Genomic DNA, 17,477 nt, shown 5'->3' with positions numbered 1-17,477 from the left:
GTCTTGACGCTTCAGAAATAGACAAAGTAATATAGAAATATGAATGTAATGGGAGGTTAACCAATGTTATATCTTATGGGTGGTTCTGTAGTTATCACTGCAATTTTAGGTATTTTAATTTATTTTGGTGCGAATGATTCACACGTACATCATTAATGAAAAGGCTCATTAAGGTTAAATAACAACCATTAATGAGCTTTTTTTATGGTGAGATTTTATCAGTTGTTCATTGGGAGATTCAGTTTAAATGGGTGGCATCATTTTCTGATTTTCGATTTTCCTTTTCCGCTTGATTATGTTTAAATTGTTGGTAAAGTTTAACGAGGGCTCGTTTTTCAATCCGCGAAACATAACTTCGGGAAATTTTTAATTTTTTTGCGATTTCTTTTTGAGTTAATGGATCGTTATTGTTTAGTCCATAACGATAGACGATAATTTCCAATTCTCGAGGTTCAAGGGTATTTAGGTAGGAATAGAGTTGTTCAAAACTTTCTTTTTGTTCAATTTTATCGATAGCGGGTTGTTCATCTAGTTGTAATAAGTCGCGAATTTGTAATGATTGTCCTTCTTTATCTACGCCAATTGGTTCAAACAAGGAAACATCTTTTTGAACTTTTTTTTGTGCTCTTAAATGCATTAAAATTTCATTTTCAATACAACGGGCAGCATATGTGGCTAGACGTGTTTTTTTATCAGGCGTATAACTACTCACAGCTTTCATCAGACCAATTGTACCAATGGATATATAATCGTCTAGTTGTTCGTGCTGCGGATGGAATTTCTTGACGACATGGGCGACAAGTCTCATATTTCTTTCAATTAAATCGAGACGTGCTTGTTCATCACCTGCCATGAAGCGTTCGATACATTTGGCTTCTTCTTCTTTCGTAAAAGGTCGGTGAAAAGCCTGCCCCTTTAAATACCCAAGAAATGACGGAATGTCTAGCCAAAGCTGCATTAGTGATGCAAAAATTCCACTCAATCACGTCATCCTTTCTGCCTTTTTCGACATTATATGATAAACTTTTCGAGAAAATGAAAGGTATATGGGATATAAACATAAAAAAACGATGCAATCATTTAGATTTGATGCATCGTGTTTCATTATAATTTTTTTAATGAAAAGGTACTTACCATCAAAATGGAAAGTATCGGGTAGACAAATAAGTAAAAGGGCGGATTCACTACGGGTATTAGGAAATAGGATACTGTAAGAATTGTACCTGCAGCCGTAATTGGTAAACCTACAAAATAACAGTTGGATTCAGTTATGTTAAATCGTGCCAGACGGAACGCGCCGCAAGCAATATAGAAAATCGTAATAATCATTCCTAATGTACCAAAGTCATTTAAAATGCATTCATACATTAAAAGGGCTGGTGCGACACCGAACGAAATAATGTCACCCATCGAGTCTAATTGTTTACCAAGTTCCGATTCTTGATTAAATTTCCGAGCTACCTTACCGTCATAACGGTCGAGGAAAGCAGCTATAAATATAAATAATACGCTATAACTATATGATTCATTTAATGTCGCCATAATAGAAGCGCCACCAAATGACAAATTACATAAAGTAATTAGATTAGCAGCGTGCGATTTAATTTTTTTAATCGTGGAATCCACCATATGTAGAAGAAACATGGGGAAACACTCCTTTGCGCTAATTATATTTCTATATTATACTTCGAAACAGTACAAATTGTAAGTCATTCATTTTTTCTTAAAAATTAAGAATTTATTTATAGGGGGTTTATATGAAAGAAAAAATATATCAATACTTGATTGAACTGACGAATGGAAAATACAGCTCCCTGATGTTAAAAAAACTTGTCTCATCCTCATTTAGTAAAAAGTTTATTCGTGAGTATAGTAAAGTATACGGAATAGATGTCTCTGAGGTTTCAAGAGAACTACATAGTTTTGAAAGTTTACAAGATTTTTTCACAAGACAGTTAAAAGAGGATGCCAGACCAATAAATCAACATGACAAAACGTTCATTAGTCCAGTAGATGCAAAAATTGAATCGTTCGGTGAAATAGAAGATGGTGCTGTTTTTAGTGTAAAAGGCAAGCCTTATACGTTGTTTGACTTATTAGGGAAAGAACAAATGGTTGAAAAATATAAAAAAGGAAAATATATTGTTTTTTACTTAAGTCCTGCCAATTATCATCGAATTCATAGTCCGTTAGATGGTACGGTTATTCGTCAATACTTTCTTGGAAATAAATCGTATCCAGTCAATCAATTAGGGTTAACATATGGCAAAAAGCCGATTAGCCATAATTATCGTATGATTAATGAAATTCAAATTCAAAATAATAAATACTTTACCCTTGTGAAAGTTGGCGCAATGTTTGTTAATTCCATTACTTTGACGAATGTGTCCACTTCTTGGAAAAAGGGCGAAGAAATCGGTTATTTCGGTTTTGGATCAACGGTTGTCATGTTATTTGAAGAAAATGTTGTTACTTTTACAAACAATGTACAAAAAGGACATGCCGTGAAAATGGGAGAACCGATTGCAACTATGCTATAATCGACTAATAAAGAGAACCTTTATAAATAGAGGTAATATCATCCAATACTTATAGATATTATGAAGGAGTTAAGGCTTTGTATAATTTTTTATTACCAAAAGAATTTGTCTCAAGTGTATTTGAAATTACACCAGAAAAATTAGAAGCACTCAACATTAAAGGCATTATTACAGATTTAGATAATACTTTAATTGAATGGGATCGACCAGATGCAACGGAAGAGATTGCAGCTTGGATGAAAATGATGCAAGACGCAGGAATTCGTATTATTATTGCCTCTAATAACAATGAAGAACGGGTAAAACGTTTTGCTGAACCGCTAGGAATTCCATTTATTTTCCGGGCTCGAAAACCATTAGGAGCTGCCTATTTTGCTGCTATGAAACAAATTCGCTTAAAAAGTAATGAAGTGGCAATGGTTGGGGATCAATTATTAACGGATATTATGGGTGCTAACCGTTTAAAATTATATACTTTTTTAGTCCGTCCGGTTGCAGAATCGGATGGCTTTGTTACGCGTTTTAATCGTTTCGTAGAACGTCGAGTGTTTAATACGTTAAAACGCAAAGGAATTAAAACTTGGGAGGAACAGTAATGAGTGAAATGCCAAACTGCATTGGCTGTGGAGCAATTATACAAACAGAAAATCCGAAAGAGGTAGGTTATGCACCTCCTTCTTCATTAGAAAAGGAAACCGTTATATGCCAACGTTGTTTCCGATTGAAAAATTACAATGAAATTCAACCGGTAAGTTTAACCGATGACGACTTTTTACGTATATTAAACGGCCTTGGAGAACAGCAAGGGTTAATCGTAAAAATCGTTGATATTTTTGATTTTAATGGCAGTTGGTTACCAGGCTTGCACCGATTTGTCGGAAAAAATCAAGTTTTACTTGTGGCGAATAAAGCCGATTTATTGCCAAAGTCTGTAAAACCGAAAAAAGTTATTAATTGGTTAAAACGGGAAGCAAAAGCGTTAGGATTACAACCGATTGATGTAATGCTTGTTAGTGCCCATAAAGGGTTCGGAATGGAAGAAGTAGTAGATGCTATTGAAACGTTAAGAAAAGGTCAAGACGTATTCGTAGTAGGCTGTACAAATGTAGGGAAATCTACTTTCATTAACCGTATTATTAAACAGGCAACGGGAGAAGGCAATGTCATTACAACATCCCATTTCCCTGGAACAACGCTAGATATGATTGAAATTCCGCTAGATGATGGTTCAGCCCTTTATGACACGCCGGGTATTATTAACCATCATCAAATGGCCCATCATATCGATTCAAGTGAATTGAAATATATAATGCCGAAAAAAGAAATTAAACCGAAAGTATATCAACAAAATGAAGGTCAAACTTTATTTATCGGGGCTCTTGCTCGATTTGATTTCATAAAGGGTGATCGCTCTGCTTTTACAATCTATGCAGCAAATGACCTACCAATTCATCGTACTAAGTTGGAGAAGGCAGATACTTTATATATGGAACATAAAGGGGAACTCCTTTCACCACCTTCTGAAAAATATATTGATCAATTACCAGAATTAGTTCGTCATGAATTTGCTATAAAAGAAGGGAAAACCGATGTGGTTATTTCCGGTCTTGGGTGGATTACAGTCCAACATCCGAATGTAGTTGTTGCAGCTCATGCACCAAAGGGTGTTGAAGTATTTATTCGACCATCGTTAATTTAAAAAATGAAACGTATTGCTTATGGATGGGGAGGTTGAACAAATGAAGAAATGGTTTGCTGTTATTGGGGACCCGATTGCCCATTCCAAATCACCGAATATGCACAATACTTGGTTTGAAGAAATGAATATAGATGCGACATATATACCGATTCATGTAAAAGGTGATGAGTTAGAAAAAGCGGTCGCAGCTTTAAAAACATTAGGTGTTAGTGGATGGAATATCACCATTCCCCATAAACAAACGATTATTCCGTTTTTAGATGAACTTGATCCAATAGCTGAAAAAATGGCTGCAGTGAACACGGTCGTTGTCCAAGATGGAAAGTTAAAAGGATACAATACGGATGGAGCAGGTTTTGTTCATTCCCTTGAAGAAGCGATAGGACAACAAAAACAAAGTGAAGTTCTAATCATTGGATCAGGTGGAGCAGCCCGCGGAATTGCCTTTGCGTTACAACAGTATGGATATCACAATTTAACGATTACGAATAGAACCGTTTCAAAAGCAGAAAAAATAGTGAATGAATTAGGGGAAGGACGGGCACTTTCTATAGAAGAAGCAGAAAATTCCTTGGACCGTTTTAACATTCTCATTCAATGCACTTCTGCCGGCTTAGCGAATACGGATTTTAAATTGCCGTTATCCCTTGAAAAATTACAAGAGGGAGCATTTGTGGCGGATATTGTGTATAATCCATTAATGACACCATTTTTATTGGAGGCCGAAAAAAGGAAGGCAACAATTATTAATGGTCTTGGCATGTTTGTCCATCAAGGAGCAATCGCTTTTCAACATTGGTTAGGACAATATCCAAATACAAATTTAATGATAAAAAGATTAACTGAAGAATTACAAAATGAGCAGTTAATTTAGGAGGAAATTTTATTTTATGCTTACAGGCAAACAGAAAAGATTTTTACGAGCAGAAGCACACCATTTAACACCGATATTCCAAGTAGGTAAAGGTGGCGTTAATGACCAAATGCTTCGTCAATTACGGGATGCACTAGAGGCACGTGAATTAATTAAAGTGCGTATTTTAGATAATTGTGAAGATGAAAAAAACGAAGTAGCGGAAAGCTTAGCAACTGGAACTGGTGCAGAACTTGTACAGTTAATCGGTTTAACAGTTGTTTTATATAAAGAATCTCGTAACAATAAAAAAATTGTGTTACCTAAAGAGAGTAAAAAGTAAGGTGTTATGCCTATGAAAAAAGTTGGCATCTTAGGAGGAACCTTTAATCCTCCCCATATTGGACATTTAATAATGGCGAACGAAGCCTTTGATGCCCTTCAACTTGATGAAGTCCGGTTTATGCCAAATGCCATTGCACCCCATAAACAATTTGTCGATGATGCCTCGATGGAAAATCGTCTACGTATGGTAGAGCTTGCCATCGAGCCATACGATCATTTCAAGGTTGAAAAGATTGAATTTGAGCTCGGCGGTGTATCTTATACGTATCATACAATGGTTGAATTATGTAAGAGGGAGCCAGATGTACAATTTTATTTTATCATCGGTGGCGATATGATTGATTCGTTACATACATGGTATAAAATTGACGAATTGGTAAAACTGATTCAATTTGTTGGATTGAAACGTCCTGGCACCCAATCGTCTTCTACATATGATGTGAAAATGGTGGAGGCGCCTGAATTGGATTTATCTTCAACGTTAATAAGAAAGCGTATTAAAACAGGTGGTACATTAAAATTTTTACTACCTGATAGCGTTGAAGCTTATATTCGAAAGGAAGGTCTATATGGAGCGCAGTGATTATTTATCGGCAATTAAAACACGTATGCCTGAAAAAAGATATATTCATACTATTGGTGTAATGGAAACAGCCATTTTCTTAGCAGAAAAGTACGGTGAAGATGTAAAATCAGCTGAAGTTGCTGCCATTTTACATGACATCGCGAAGTATGCTGATGAAGAATGGATGAATCAAATAGTAAAAGAAAAATGTCTTGATGAACGATTATTAGGCTGGGGTTCAGAAATTTTACATGGACCTGTTGGGGCATGGATTGCTCAAACTGAATTTAATATTACAAACGAAGATATTTTAAATGCCATCCGTTTCCATACAACAGGTCGGGCAAATATGTCCAAATTAGAAAAAATTATTTACATTGCTGATATGATTGAACCAAATCGGAAATTTGATCGAGTAGATGAATTAAGGCAAATGGCAAATGCTGACTTGGATGAAGCAATGAAAGCATGTATTTGCCATACGATTTCATTTTTAGTCCATACCGAGCAAGCAATTTTTCCGGTTTCAATAGAGTGCTATAATGATGTAATTTCAAAAAATGCATAGAGCGTTTATAAAGAGAGGAAAAGTGGAGAATGACAGAATCTTTATTACAAATTGTATATAAAGCATTAGATGATAAAAGAGCAGAGGATATTGTTGTATTAAATATGCAAAATATTTCTTTGTTAGCTGATTACTTTTTAATTTGTAACGGTAATTCAGATCGACAAGCACAAGCTATTGCACGAGAAGTTCAAGAAAAGGCCCAAGAAAATGGTTATGAAATTAAACGTATCGAAGGGTTTGACTCTGCGCGTTGGATTTTAGTGGACCTTGGGGATGTTGTAGTGCATATTTTCCATAAAGATGAACGAGCATTTTATAATTTAGAACGATTATGGGGAGATGCTCCTCAATTAGATATGCCGGCTGCTGAGTGATGACGAACAGTTATAGTCGTTTTGCATCCGTTTATAATCAGCTAATGGAAGACATTCCCTATGATCAATATGTTCATTGGATACAAACCTTTGCTCCAAGCGATAAATATCCAAAGTTGTTGGATGTCGCTTGTGGAACAGGGACACTCTCCTTACTATTTCATCAAGCAGGGTATAAGGTCAGTGGCATTGATTTGTCAGAAGAGATGTTATCGGTTGCCCAAGAACGGTTTGATTCTGAAGGGGTAGATATCCCGTTATTTGCGATGTCAATGGATGAACTAGATGGTTTTTCTGAACTGGATGTCGTAACGATTCCGATTGATTCCATTAATTATTTAGTGGAACAAGATGCTTGTTTAGAAACGTTCAAACGAATTTATACACAACTTCGGGATGGTGGACAATTATTTTTTGATGTTCACTCCCTTTATAAAATGGATTTTATTTTTATGGAAAGTCCTTTTACGTATGATGATGGAGAAATTATGTATCTTTGGTATACCGAACAAGGTGAGTTTGACCATTCTGTATATCATCAAATGACGTTTTTCGTGAAAGATGAGAACAGTGGTTTATATGAGCGCTTCGATGAGGAACATTTCCAACGAACTTATCCATGGGAAATGTATGTTAAATGGTTAAAAGAAGTCGGCTTTTCGGAAGTTTCAGTTACAGCTGATTGGTCACAACAAAGTCCTTCAGAGGAAAGTGAACGAATTTTTATACGTGCAATGAAATAAAGAAAACATCTTTTCAACAGAAGGTAATTTATGTATATTATTGTTATACTCCATATGATTACCTTCTGGAGAAGAGGTGTTTTTTATATTCCAGAAAGTATTAAAGAAATATGGAAAGACAATGCTGTTCCCCGGTATTGTCGTTATCGTTCTCCTTTATTTATTCCTTCAACAAGAAGATTCTACGAAAGAATCCTATACGATTTCAACGATTCCACAAGAACAAACTGAACAATTCAATAGTAATGAGCAACAACAAATAAAAGATAAGGCAAAAGAGAAAGAAATTACTGAACAAGAACTTAAAACAGAAAAGATTTTAGTAGATGTAAAAGGTGCTGTAAAATATCCAGGTGTCTATGAACTTACGATGGAAAATCGGGTTATTGATGCAATTGAGCTAGCGGGTGGCTACACAGAAGAGGCGGAAACGAAGGCAATTAACCATGCCCAAAAGCTACAAGATGAAATGGTCATCTTTGTTCCTAAAATAGGTGAAGTTATAGAAAATAGTTTGTCAGGCGGGATTGCAACAAGTGTCCCATACCAAAATAGTGGGAACACAAATGATAAAGTGAATATTAATAATGCGGATGAAGCTACATTAACGACCCTTCCAGGCATAGGACCGTCCAAAGCCCAGGCGATTATTAGTTATCGAGAAGAAAATGGTCCCTTTGAATCGATTGATGAATTAAAAAATGTCTCTGGTATTGGAGATAAAACGTTCGAAAAGTTAATGGATTTAATTGATATAAAATAAACATTTCAACATTTATGACATTGCACAAACGAGTGTGAACATCTAAACTAAAGTAAGATAGTTTGGAGGTAATCATATGGAGCGAATTACTTGGGATCAATTTTTTATGGCACAAAGCCATTTGTTAGCCCTTAGAAGTACATGTAGTAGATTAGCGGTTGGGGCAACGATTGTAAGGGAGAAAAGAATTATTGCAGGCGGTTATAATGGTTCAATCTCAGGCGATGAACATTGTATAGAGAAAGGGTGTTACGTCGTGGACAACCATTGTGTTCGGACAATCCATGCCGAAACAAACGCATTATTGCAGTGCGCAAAATATGGAACACCAACGAACGGTGCAGATATTTATGTAACCCATTTTCCTTGTTTACCGTGCTCAAAAACAATCATTCAAGCAGGTATAAAAAATGTATACTACGCTAAGGATTATAAAAATAATGAATATGCGTTAGAGTTATTTGAAAAAGCCAATGTAAATGTTGCACACATTCCTTTTGATGAAGCAAAAATAGACTTTTTACAAAAAAGCAAATTACAATTAGCAGTTGACATGCTACATAAATTGAGGGATTTAGGTGCTTCAGAAGAGGAAATAAAGCCTTTTGAAGAGAAGGTGAAAGAATTATTTGATGTCGTTCAAGCATAACTGGATTTTCTATGCCTTATCGGTTCTCGTTGCTACCCTTGCAGCTTTCGAATCGGTAAGGCTTTTATTTATTTTATTACTCATAAGTGGTTTTCTAACTTATAAAAAAATAGCAATAGGACATGTAGTGGGAGTTCTAATTGTCGGAACTATTTCTTATTTTTCCTTTATTCATGAGATAAAACCTTTAAATGAACCACTTCAACTTCCTGAAGTTTTAACATGGACCGATGAATATACGATAAAAGGGAATGTATTGCGCGGTTTTATGAAAGATCGCAAAGGTAGAACTATTTATGTAAAGTATGAAATAAAATCAGAAAACGAAAAAATAAATTTCCAACAAACCCCATTAGTCGGTATGGAATTTAGAGTGGATGGCAAGTTAGTAGAACCTTCAAAGCCTAATCATGATTATGCCTTCGATATGAAACGTTATTTAAAAAGTAAAGGAGCTATGGGTATAGTTGAAATATCGGAATGGCAGTTTATAGGCATACAAGATTCCATCTCACGTAAAATTAGTTTACAACGATTTCACTTAAAACAACATATTGAAGAAACTTTTCCCCACTCTTTAGTTGGAGAAGCTCAAGCCCTTTTAATTGGTTTACAAGAAAATGTCGATGAAGAGACGTCAAGGGCATACCAAACACTCGGTATTACCCATCTGTTTGCCATTTCTGGTCTCCATATTGCCATTGTATCCTTCATTTTCTTTCAAGGGTTATTGCGTTTAAAGGTGAGGAGGGAGCTTGCTACAATTGTATTAATGATTGTTTTACCAATCTATGGGATTCTTGCCGGCGGAGCGCCTTCAGTTTGGCGTGCTATCACTATTGTTGAAATAATGATGATAAGTCGAATAAAGGGCAATAAATTATCGGTAGACGATTGCTTGGCAATTAGTTTTATTTTATTTGTATGGCTCGAACCTTGGGTCATATATCAAGTAGGGTTCCAATTATCCTATTTAGCTACGGCTAGTTTAATTTATTCTGGCCCTTTGATTAACCGGTTTTCTTCATGGATTATTCAATCTTTTTTCATTACTTTTGTTTGTCAATTACTTGTTTATCCTCTATTGCTTTTCCATTTTTATGAAATAAGCTTATCTTCCTTTATTGTGAATATATTTTTTGTTCCTTTATTTTCATTTATTATTTTACCGATTAATATCGTGCTTCTCTTCGTTTCTTATTTTCCGTTCAATCTATCATCCTTTTTATTTCATGGTTATGAGCCGGTTCGGCTATTTCTTACAACAATCATTGATTTTTTACAATCCATTCCACACCAAATGTGGAATCCAGGTAAACCAACGATAATTCTCATATTAGTAGCTTTTATTAGTGTGTTTATCGTTTTTTATTTATTAGATTGCCAAAGAAATTGGTCCATAATCCTGATTGTTTTATTTATTCCTGCATTGATAATTCATTTAAGTGGGAAGCTATCAAATGAATTAAAAATATCCTTTATAAATGTAGGACAAGGGGATTGTGTCGTCATCGAATTACCATATAGAAAACAAGTATATATGATAGATACAGGTGGTTTATTACGATTTGAACAAGAACAATGGAAAAAAAGTAATCGTTCTTATGAAATCGGAAGGGATGTTGTAGTCCCTTATTTAAAAGGAAAAGGTATCACGAAGATTGATAAATTAATTTTAACCCATGCTGATAGTGATCATGTTGAAGGAGCAGAAGAAGTTTTACAAGAGATCGAAGTAAAGGAGATACATATTACTCCAAGTTCGTATAAAGAAAAGGTAATGAACGAGCTCCTAATGGAAGCGGAGAGTAGAAAGATTCCTATCATCGAACAAATATCAAATCGATCTTGGAAAGTGGATGATATAACCTTTACTTACTTATGGCCGAAAGAAACAACTTACGAAGGAAATAATGATTCACTAGTTCTATATATGTCAATGAATCAGTTTGATGCTTTATTTACAGGTGATTTGGAGAAAGTAGGAGAACAGATAATTGTAAAGGAATATCCCGATTTATCTAAAATTGATGTTTTAAAAGCGGGACATCACGGTAGTAAAACATCAAGTAGCGAAGAGTTTATTGGAAAACTACAGCCAAGCTTAACGATATTTAGTGCTGGGGAAAATAATCGTTATGGACATCCGCACCAAGAAGTAGTGGAGCGGTTTGATGCATATGATTTAACAACACTTACGACAAGTGAAGTGGGGACAATTGAAGTGACAATTTCTGATTCCAATATGGAAATCGTCACGTCAAATAAAGAAAAAAGGGAAATCTCAAAATAGAGATCTCCCTTTTTTCTTTCAGCGATTATGCTGCTACATCAATAATTGTTGCAATAATAAACATAAGTGCAAAGAATACGAAAGAAACACCAAATCCAACGCCAGCATCAATAGCTTGATTTCGCATTGAAGCGCCGTTTTTGCCTTCAAAAGGATTGTGTGTTACAACGTTCTCATCATGTGATGACATACCTATCCCTCCTACTCAAACTCAATTATAAGTGAAGATAATACAAAAATCTATATCGAATAAAACCTTTTCTCTTTAATAACCTTTCATTGTTTGCCACATTTTATACATAGATGCTAGAAAATAAAAAACGTGTATACTTATTAGTAGGTAAAGTATTAGGAGGATTTCAATATGTTTACGAAAATTTGGAAAGAAATGCAAAATGGGCAAATCGCTCCTATTTATTGTATTTTCGGAGAAGAAACTTATTTCGTTGATGAAACAATGAAGAGATTGAAAAAATCTTTAAATAAAAATGAAGAGGCGGAGATCATCACATTTGATTTAGAAGAATCGCCTGTTGATTTAGTGATTGATGAAGCAGATACATTCCCATTTTTTTCAGAAAAAAAATTAGTGATTGCGAAAAACGCATCTTTTTTAAAAGCATCGGAAAAAGGGAAAGAAAAAATAGAGCATGATTTAAAAAGGTTGGAAAATTGGTTAGCCCATCCATCGGATTTTTGTATCACCGTTTTTATTGCACCGTATGAAAAGCTAGACGAACGTAAAAAAATTACAAAAGCTATGAAAGAAAAAAGTATTATGCTACATGCCGAAACACCGAAAGAAAATGATCTGGCTGTCTGGGTTCGGAATGAAGTTAAAGCATTTGAAAAAAGTATTACTGATGAAGCGGTGGATAAGTTAATTGAAATGGTTGGAGCAAATATGTTGCAATTGCAAATTGAAATTGAAAAAATATCGTTGTATTTAGGTGAAGAACAGCAAATATCCGTTCATCTAGTAGAAGAACTTGTTGCAAAAACGTTGGAGCATGATGCATTTAAAATGTTAAATGCCTATTTGTCTCATAATAGTGCAGAAGCCCTGCATATTTACCATGATTTACTGCGTCAAAAGGAAGAACCGATTAAACTTGTCGGGCTTCTTGCGTCAAATATTCGTACAATGAATAACGTTTATTATTTACAGAAAAAAGGATATCATCCAAATCAAATTTCAAAGCAGCTGAAAATTCACCCTTATCGAGTAAAGCTAATATTGGAAAATCGGGATCGGCCAAGTGAAGAAAGGCTACTCAAAGCATTAAATAAATTAGCTGAAATTGATTTACAATTGAAATCCATCAGTGGAAACCGTGAGAGGTATTTGGAAATGTTTTTACTAAGAGCGCTATAAACCATATGGAGCATTTTCCAATTTATAATTAGTTATCCATTTAACTCCATTTACAAAATCTGTTATATTTAATCTATTAAGTTTCAATTTAACCAAAAAATATAAACGTTATATTGAAAGGAATAGACATGGACTATCAATTTAGATTTTGGCATTCACTATTCAATCCTAGTAAATTAGCCTTTGCGTTAGATAACGCAGATCAAGGTTATCTAATAAAAGGGTATCGTATTAAATTTTTTATATTGTTTTTCTTCATGATCATGTTTTACATAGTAAGAGACCTTTGGGGGATGGGGACGGAAGGTCTAACCTATTTTTCCGTTTCAAATATGTATGAAGAATTTGTGGTAAGTCGATATTTGTCTACATTAGGAGCAGCGATTGAAGGAATGTTATTTTTCCTTTTTCATTATTATATTATTTCCTTTTGTTTATATGTATTAACAGACTTTCCATTTCGTTCAATATCAAAGATTCAATTATTCGTTATTGCTAGTATTTTAATAGAGAAAGTGATTCTATTTATAGTATTTGTTATGGTGGGGTATACGACACCTTTATCCTTTTTATCCTTAGGGCCTATTACATCCTATTTAGTGAATGATAGTTTTGTTATATATTTTTTAAATCAAATAACGGTTGCAACCGTTGCAACCGTTGTGATTCAATACGTATTTCTTTCTAAATGGGAAGAGGAAAGCAAAGGGATATTATTAACGAAAATTATGATTGTTCAACTTTTCTTCGCCCTTATTACTGCAGCTATTAGTGTAATACCGATAAAAGACTATCTATTAAAGGTGGTAGGTCTATAATGCGGAAGGTGAAAATTTGGTGGATCATTGGTTATGGACTTTTTTTGTCCTTTCTCATTTTGAATATTCGACTTGTATTTAGTGAAGATAGTCAGATAAGTCGATCCTATTATATTTCTGAATATGAGCGTGCCACTTCAAATACAGAAAGGGCGTATATAGAAAAAGATGCTCTTATTGTTCCGAAAGAAGAAATTCATATTACAGCAAATGCAGAAGCTTTATCCCAAATATCCGTCCAACCTGGTCAAAAAATTTTAATGGATGAAGAAATAGCCGCTTATAAAACAGAAGAAGCAGCCAAGGAACGAAAAAAAATGGAGGCCGAAAGAATGGCCTATGAGAGGGAGTTAATAACTTTAGAAGAGATTGTTGCTAAATTAGAAGTTGAAGAGTTTTTAGATGAGCCTACTTCAAATTTTGATACCGAAGAAATCGGTGATGAGTTCACTTTTACTATTGAAACGCAAATCTTGAAAGAATCACCTATCGAAGCAATTGCAATCGTAGAAAGTCGTATTGCTGAAGTTCAAAGAAACATTGATATCATTGATGAACAAATGAACGAACTAACTGTATCTAATGTGTTATCTAGTCCTGTTGATGGGATGATAGGTGATGTGATTGAGGAAAATGGTTCGGTTACGTTTATACTCTATCCTAATGATAAAAATCTATTAACCTATCTTTCAGAAAAGGAATGGCAACAAATAAACGAAAACCAAAATGTAGCATTAGATCCGTTACTTGTTGGAGAGAACATTGGGCAAGCTGGAGGAGCAGAAGAACTGGAATTAGCAGCAGAAGGGGAAAAAGAATTACTAGGTGTTGTAGTAGAAAAACAAAATATCCCTGCTATTAAATCGATCTGGTATAAAGAAATGGAGAAGGTCGTAAAGCTTCCGCAACCAACTGCCTATGAATTACGGATTGATCTAGATGAACAAATTATTAATAAGCCGATTGCGAGTTTGACAAAGGCTAAAATTATAATTGACGAAGCATTAAATGCTCATCGATTGAAGAAAGAATGGGTGCATACGGACAACACGTCAAACTCAAGTATTGGTGAATTTGTTTATATATTGGATGAAGAGGGGAAAATTAATCTGTCACCTGTGCATTTAGAGTTTCATGATCATGGAACGACCGTTTTTACAAGTTCTATTGAAGATGGTACAGTCATTTTAAATGATAAGGAAAGAAAATTATATAGCCGAAGTTTTTTCCCTTTTCCAACTGAATGGCCGGATAAAGAACTGTTAACAACGTTTACTTGGGAAGATTACTTCAAATACTTATTCTTATATTAATAAACGAACTATCCAGGACTTGGGTCTTTTGGATAGTTTTTTTGTGCAATGAAAAAGAGATTTTCCTCACATCATATAAAGAAATGATAAGGAAAACCTCTTAATAGTTCATCAATTAGTTAGCTTTTTTAGCTAAACGTGATTTTTTACGAGCTGCAGCGTTTTTATGGATAAGACCTTTAGAAGCAGCTGTATCAAGAGCTTTGTTAGCAGCTACTAGTAATTCTTTAGCGTTTTCAGCATTGTTAGCTAATGCTAATTCAGCTTTTTTAATTGTAGTACGCATTGCAGATTTTGCTTGAGAGTTAGCAATGTTTGCTTTTTCAGCAGTTTTAACTCGTTTAATCGCAGATTTAATGTTTGGCATATCTTTCACCTCCTAAATAAGGTACGAGATGAGTCATCTTCTCACTGTTTTCATTTGTCAATACAACAAAAATCATTCTACCAAACGACGCGTATAATTGCAATAGATAAATGCAAAGAATATTTACTTGACAGTTTGTCCAACATAGAAAATGAGGTGATAAAAATGATAGAAGTAAATTGGAGTAGAACGGACTTAATTGATGAATCCCAAGAAGTAGTTGAGCATCAGACGAAAAACCAAAAGGAAAAAATAGCCCATTCTAGCGGTGTTTCGATAGATGAGTTTAATGAAGGACGTGTAAAAGTTACAAAAGTTTTAGTAGATAAAAATGGGGAAGAACAAATCGGAAAAAAAGAAGGGAAATATATTACACTCTCCGTTCCGACTTTGACGGTAGATGATAATAATGGGTTTGAACAACTAGAAAAAGCATTTACCAAATATCTCGACGACATCCATAAAGATATAAAATTAACGAAAGATAGTAAAGTTCTTGTAATCGGTTTAGGAAACAAAACGATCACACCAGACGCCGTTGGACCTTTTGCAATTGATGCGATGCAAAATGAGCAGTCTGAAAACCCGAGTGATCATTTTATTATGTATGCGCCGGGAGTAACAGGACAAACAGGCTTTGAAACGAGTGATTTCATCCTTGCGTTAACGGAGAAAATTAAACCTTCTTTAGTTTTAGTAATCGATGCTTTAGCAACAAGGGGAAGTTCCCGATTATGTAAAACAATTCAAATTACAAATACCGGAATTCACCCTGGTTCTGGTGTAGGGAATCAGCGTACAGAAGTATCGAAGGAAGTAATGGGTGTACCTGTTACAGCAATCGGTGTTCCGACAGTCGTTGATGCGACAGTGATTATTGCAGATGCCATCGATAGTGTATTTCGTTCTATCGCTGCGAAAATAGAAGAAAGGGGAAAACCATCTGGAAAATTATCTGTTACTTCATGGACACCGGAATCCAACGATAGAGTCGATTTAAATCTTATTAAACCGATATTTGGTGAATGGTCGACATGGTCAACAAATGATCGACTACAACTTTTTGAGGAAGCATTCGCATCCCATCCTGAGAGACTAATTGTAACGCCAAAGGAAGTAGATGTTTGGATTACGAAATATTCGATTTTAATTAGTAAATGTCTCTTTAATTGGATGGAACATAAAATCAAATAGTTCTAAAATGACCTCTCCCTCCATATCGTAGTGGAAGGAGAGGATGTCATGTTAAAAAGATTAAAAGTACTATCAGTTTTTCTAGTCTTCTTTTTTATGTTGCCAATTATTACAGGACTATTGCCTTTTCCCAACAATGAAAAATACGAGCCTTCTTTAGCTGAAGAAAAGAAAGTAGTCTATGCGTCAACGGAAGTTAACTCATCGGAAGTAAGTTCTGAAGGAGTACCAGCAACAGAAGTAACTGCTACAGATGTGTCAATGCCAGTCGATCCTTTTGATGTATTGTTTGTGTTTACGCATTCTCACGAAACATATAAGCCGTTTGTTGAAAATGAAAGAGGAACCGTCGCCGTTTATGATGACAAAAGTAATTTATTTTCCATGTCAAAGGTGATGGAAGATTATTTTAAATTAAACGGTTTAAATGCTAAAACCCTTGATGTAGACGTGATGTCGGTCATGAAGAAAAATGGTTCAGCATTTTCTTCCGCATATGATACTGTACGACCTTACATTAGTAAGGAACTAGAAAAAACACAGTATGACCTTATTTTAGATGTACATCGGGATGCAACTGCCCATGACAAATCGACGATAACCCATAATAAGGTTGGATATGCAAAGATCGCCTTTGTAATCGGTGCTGAAAATCCAAATTATAAAACGAATTTATCTTATGCCAACACTTTAAGTCAGACGATGAATCAAATTGTTCCAAATATTTCAAGAGGGACGATAAAAAAATCTGGTGCAGGAGTGGATGGCGTGTACAACCAAGATTTAGCAGAAAATCTTTTATTAATTGAAATTGGTGGAATTGATAATACGGAAGATGAAGTCTATCGCACTGTTGCTGTTCTTGCTCAAGCCATTGCTAAATCGTATGTAAAACAAGAAGAAAGTGCCTAGTTTGTCAATTGTGCAGACGGATAATTACGTTTTTTCTCACTACATGATTGCTAAAGGTGTTGTGTCACTGCTATAATTCAAGTTAGTTTAGCCTTTTTTCGAA

21 protein-coding genes are annotated in these 17,477 nt (G+C 34.8%); 17 read left to right on the top strand and 4 right to left on the bottom strand.

Features of this window, described 5'->3' with window-relative positions:
• Positions 1 to 238: 238 nt before the first annotated feature.
• Both sigK and pssA read right to left on the bottom strand, forming a co-directional pair.
• Complete coding sequence (sigK, locus tag MHH69_RS11225; RefSeq protein ID WP_122971381.1) at positions 239 to 982, bottom strand: RNA polymerase sporulation sigma factor SigK; 744 nt, start codon at positions 980 to 982, stop codon at positions 239 to 241.
• Positions 983 to 1,104: 122 nt separating this feature from the next.
• Complete coding sequence (pssA, locus tag MHH69_RS11220; RefSeq protein ID WP_122971380.1) at positions 1,105 to 1,644, bottom strand: CDP-diacylglycerol--serine O-phosphatidyltransferase; 540 nt, start codon at positions 1,642 to 1,644, stop codon at positions 1,105 to 1,107.
• Positions 1,645 to 1,757: 113 nt separating this feature from the next.
• On the opposite strand from pssA, the gene MHH69_RS11215 reads away from it, so the two are divergent.
• The 12 genes from MHH69_RS11215 (at position 1,758) to MHH69_RS11160 (ending at position 11,395) form a co-directional block, all read left to right on the top strand.
• A complete protein-coding gene (locus tag MHH69_RS11215) occupies positions 1,758 to 2,540 on the top strand; it encodes a phosphatidylserine decarboxylase (protein WP_122971379.1) in 783 nt (260 codons plus the stop codon).
• A 77-nt stretch (positions 2,541 to 2,617) separates the two neighbouring features.
• On the top strand, positions 2,618 to 3,136 hold the full coding sequence (locus tag MHH69_RS11210) for a YqeG family HAD IIIA-type phosphatase (RefSeq protein ID WP_122971378.1): 519 nt from the start codon (positions 2,618 to 2,620) through the stop codon (positions 3,134 to 3,136).
• Complete coding sequence (yqeH, locus tag MHH69_RS11205; protein ID WP_122971377.1) at positions 3,136 to 4,239, top strand: ribosome biogenesis GTPase YqeH; 1,104 nt, start codon at positions 3,136 to 3,138, stop codon at positions 4,237 to 4,239. Before MHH69_RS11210 ends, yqeH begins: the two co-directional genes overlap by 1 nt.
• Before the next feature lie 40 nt (positions 4,240 to 4,279).
• The gene (gene aroE / locus MHH69_RS11200; protein ID WP_341362364.1) at positions 4,280 to 5,113 is read left to right on the top strand and encodes a shikimate dehydrogenase; all 834 of its coding nucleotides are present in this window, start codon (positions 4,280 to 4,282) and stop codon (positions 5,111 to 5,113) included.
• A gap of 16 nt (positions 5,114 to 5,129) precedes the next feature.
• Entirely contained in the window at positions 5,130 to 5,435 is a 306-nt protein-coding gene (gene yhbY / locus MHH69_RS11195; protein ID WP_122971375.1) for a ribosome assembly RNA-binding protein YhbY, read from the top strand.
• 12 nt (positions 5,436 to 5,447) lie between these two features.
• Entirely contained in the window at positions 5,448 to 6,020 is a 573-nt protein-coding gene (locus MHH69_RS11190; RefSeq protein WP_122971374.1) for a nicotinate-nucleotide adenylyltransferase, read from the top strand.
• Complete coding sequence (yqeK, locus tag MHH69_RS11185; protein ID WP_122971373.1) at positions 6,007 to 6,570, top strand: bis(5'-nucleosyl)-tetraphosphatase (symmetrical) YqeK; 564 nt, start codon at positions 6,007 to 6,009, stop codon at positions 6,568 to 6,570. Before MHH69_RS11190 ends, yqeK begins: the two co-directional genes overlap by 14 nt.
• 29 nt (positions 6,571 to 6,599) lie before the next feature.
• Entirely contained in the window at positions 6,600 to 6,947 is a 348-nt protein-coding gene (rsfS, locus tag MHH69_RS11180; RefSeq protein WP_122971372.1) for a ribosome silencing factor, read from the top strand.
• Positions 6,947 to 7,690, top strand: a complete 744-nt coding sequence (locus MHH69_RS11175; RefSeq protein ID WP_122971371.1) for a class I SAM-dependent DNA methyltransferase — start codon at positions 6,947 to 6,949, stop codon at positions 7,688 to 7,690. The genes rsfS and MHH69_RS11175 overlap by 1 nt, the downstream gene beginning before the upstream one ends.
• Before the next feature lie 76 nt (positions 7,691 to 7,766).
• Positions 7,767 to 8,453 (top strand): helix-hairpin-helix domain-containing protein, encoded by a 687-nt coding sequence (locus MHH69_RS11170; protein WP_341362363.1) that lies wholly within the window; start codon positions 7,767 to 7,769, stop codon positions 8,451 to 8,453.
• Between the two features lie 76 nt (positions 8,454 to 8,529).
• A complete protein-coding gene (locus MHH69_RS11165; RefSeq protein WP_122971370.1) occupies positions 8,530 to 9,102 on the top strand; it encodes a ComE operon protein 2 in 573 nt (190 codons plus the stop codon).
• Positions 9,086 to 11,395 (top strand): DNA internalization-related competence protein ComEC/Rec2, encoded by a 2,310-nt coding sequence (locus tag MHH69_RS11160; RefSeq protein WP_341362362.1) that lies wholly within the window; start codon positions 9,086 to 9,088, stop codon positions 11,393 to 11,395. The genes MHH69_RS11165 and MHH69_RS11160 overlap by 17 nt, the downstream gene beginning before the upstream one ends.
• Before the next feature lie 25 nt (positions 11,396 to 11,420).
• On the opposite strand, the gene MHH69_RS11155 is transcribed toward MHH69_RS11160, so the two are convergent.
• On the bottom strand, positions 11,421 to 11,585 hold the full coding sequence (locus tag MHH69_RS11155; protein WP_122971368.1) for a YqzM family protein: 165 nt from the start codon (positions 11,583 to 11,585) through the stop codon (positions 11,421 to 11,423).
• Between the two features lie 174 nt (positions 11,586 to 11,759).
• Between MHH69_RS11155 and holA the strand changes: the two genes are divergently transcribed.
• The 3 genes from holA to MHH69_RS11140 all read left to right on the top strand — a co-directional run bounded on the left by holA (position 11,760) and on the right by MHH69_RS11140 (position 14,901).
• Positions 11,760 to 12,770: a DNA polymerase III subunit delta gene (holA, locus tag MHH69_RS11150; protein ID WP_341362361.1), complete on the top strand. Its 1,011-nt coding sequence runs from the start codon at positions 11,760 to 11,762 to the stop codon at positions 12,768 to 12,770.
• Between the two features lie 128 nt (positions 12,771 to 12,898).
• Positions 12,899 to 13,588: a hypothetical protein gene (locus MHH69_RS11145; protein WP_148037801.1), complete on the top strand. Its 690-nt coding sequence runs from the start codon at positions 12,899 to 12,901 to the stop codon at positions 13,586 to 13,588.
• Complete coding sequence (locus MHH69_RS11140; RefSeq protein ID WP_341362360.1) at positions 13,588 to 14,901, top strand: hypothetical protein; 1,314 nt, start codon at positions 13,588 to 13,590, stop codon at positions 14,899 to 14,901. Before MHH69_RS11145 ends, MHH69_RS11140 begins: the two co-directional genes overlap by 1 nt.
• 115 nt (positions 14,902 to 15,016) lie before the next feature.
• Here the strand turns inward: MHH69_RS11140 and rpsT are convergent, their stop codons facing one another.
• The gene (gene rpsT / locus MHH69_RS11135) at positions 15,017 to 15,268 is read right to left on the bottom strand and encodes a 30S ribosomal protein S20 (RefSeq protein WP_122971364.1); all 252 of its coding nucleotides are present in this window, start codon (positions 15,266 to 15,268) and stop codon (positions 15,017 to 15,019) included.
• Between the two features lie 165 nt (positions 15,269 to 15,433).
• Between rpsT and gpr the strand changes: the two genes are divergently transcribed.
• Both gpr and spoIIP read left to right on the top strand, forming a co-directional pair.
• Positions 15,434 to 16,462 (top strand): GPR endopeptidase, encoded by a 1,029-nt coding sequence (gpr, locus tag MHH69_RS11130; RefSeq protein WP_122971363.1) that lies wholly within the window; start codon positions 15,434 to 15,436, stop codon positions 16,460 to 16,462.
• Between the two features lie 48 nt (positions 16,463 to 16,510).
• Positions 16,511 to 17,374 (top strand): stage II sporulation protein P, encoded by an 864-nt coding sequence (gene spoIIP, locus MHH69_RS11125; protein ID WP_341362359.1) that lies wholly within the window; start codon positions 16,511 to 16,513, stop codon positions 17,372 to 17,374.
• Positions 17,375 to 17,477 lie beyond the last annotated feature (103 nt).

This window comes from Ureibacillus sp. FSL E2-3493, from assembly GCF_038077515.1.
Classification (GTDB): Bacteria; Bacillota; Bacilli; order Bacillales_A; family Planococcaceae; genus Ureibacillus; species Ureibacillus halotolerans.
This window is presented reverse-complemented; position numbering and strand designations above follow the sequence as displayed.

What these genes read in the sequence shown, in the direction of transcription:
- MHH69_RS11160 (WP_341362362.1), top strand. Translation starts at nt 9,086, where the DNA reads ATGTCGTTCAAGCATAACTGGATTTTCTATGCCTTATCGGTTCTCGTT.
- spoIIP (WP_341362359.1), top strand. Translation starts at nt 16,511, where the DNA reads ATGTTAAAAAGATTAAAAGTACTATCAGTTTTTCTAGTCTTCTTTTTT.
- MHH69_RS11140 (WP_341362360.1), top strand. Translation starts at nt 13,588, where the DNA reads ATGCGGAAGGTGAAAATTTGGTGGATCATTGGTTATGGACTTTTTTTG.
- MHH69_RS11145 (WP_148037801.1), top strand. Translation starts at nt 12,899, where the DNA reads ATGGACTATCAATTTAGATTTTGGCATTCACTATTCAATCCTAGTAAA.
- pssA (WP_122971380.1), bottom strand. Translation starts at nt 1,644, where the DNA reads ATGTTTCTTCTACATATGGTGGATTCCACGATTAAAAAAATTAAATCG.
- holA (WP_341362361.1), top strand. Translation starts at nt 11,760, where the DNA reads ATGTTTACGAAAATTTGGAAAGAAATGCAAAATGGGCAAATCGCTCCT.
- yhbY (WP_122971375.1), top strand. Translation starts at nt 5,130, where the DNA reads ATGCTTACAGGCAAACAGAAAAGATTTTTACGAGCAGAAGCACACCAT.
- MHH69_RS11190 (WP_122971374.1), top strand. Translation starts at nt 5,448, where the DNA reads ATGAAAAAAGTTGGCATCTTAGGAGGAACCTTTAATCCTCCCCATATT.
- yqeK (WP_122971373.1), top strand. Translation starts at nt 6,007, where the DNA reads ATGGAGCGCAGTGATTATTTATCGGCAATTAAAACACGTATGCCTGAA.
- MHH69_RS11215 (WP_122971379.1), top strand. Translation starts at nt 1,758, where the DNA reads ATGAAAGAAAAAATATATCAATACTTGATTGAACTGACGAATGGAAAA.
- rpsT (WP_122971364.1), bottom strand. Translation starts at nt 15,268, where the DNA reads ATGCCAAACATTAAATCTGCGATTAAACGAGTTAAAACTGCTGAAAAA.
- yqeH (WP_122971377.1), top strand. Translation starts at nt 3,136, where the DNA reads ATGAGTGAAATGCCAAACTGCATTGGCTGTGGAGCAATTATACAAACA.
- MHH69_RS11165 (WP_122971370.1), top strand. Translation starts at nt 8,530, where the DNA reads ATGGAGCGAATTACTTGGGATCAATTTTTTATGGCACAAAGCCATTTG.
- MHH69_RS11175 (WP_122971371.1), top strand. Translation starts at nt 6,947, where the DNA reads ATGACGAACAGTTATAGTCGTTTTGCATCCGTTTATAATCAGCTAATG.
- gpr (WP_122971363.1), top strand. Translation starts at nt 15,434, where the DNA reads ATGATAGAAGTAAATTGGAGTAGAACGGACTTAATTGATGAATCCCAA.
- aroE (WP_341362364.1), top strand. Translation starts at nt 4,280, where the DNA reads ATGAAGAAATGGTTTGCTGTTATTGGGGACCCGATTGCCCATTCCAAA.
- MHH69_RS11155 (WP_122971368.1), bottom strand. Translation starts at nt 11,585, where the DNA reads ATGTCATCACATGATGAGAACGTTGTAACACACAATCCTTTTGAAGGC.
- rsfS (WP_122971372.1), top strand. Translation starts at nt 6,600, where the DNA reads ATGACAGAATCTTTATTACAAATTGTATATAAAGCATTAGATGATAAA.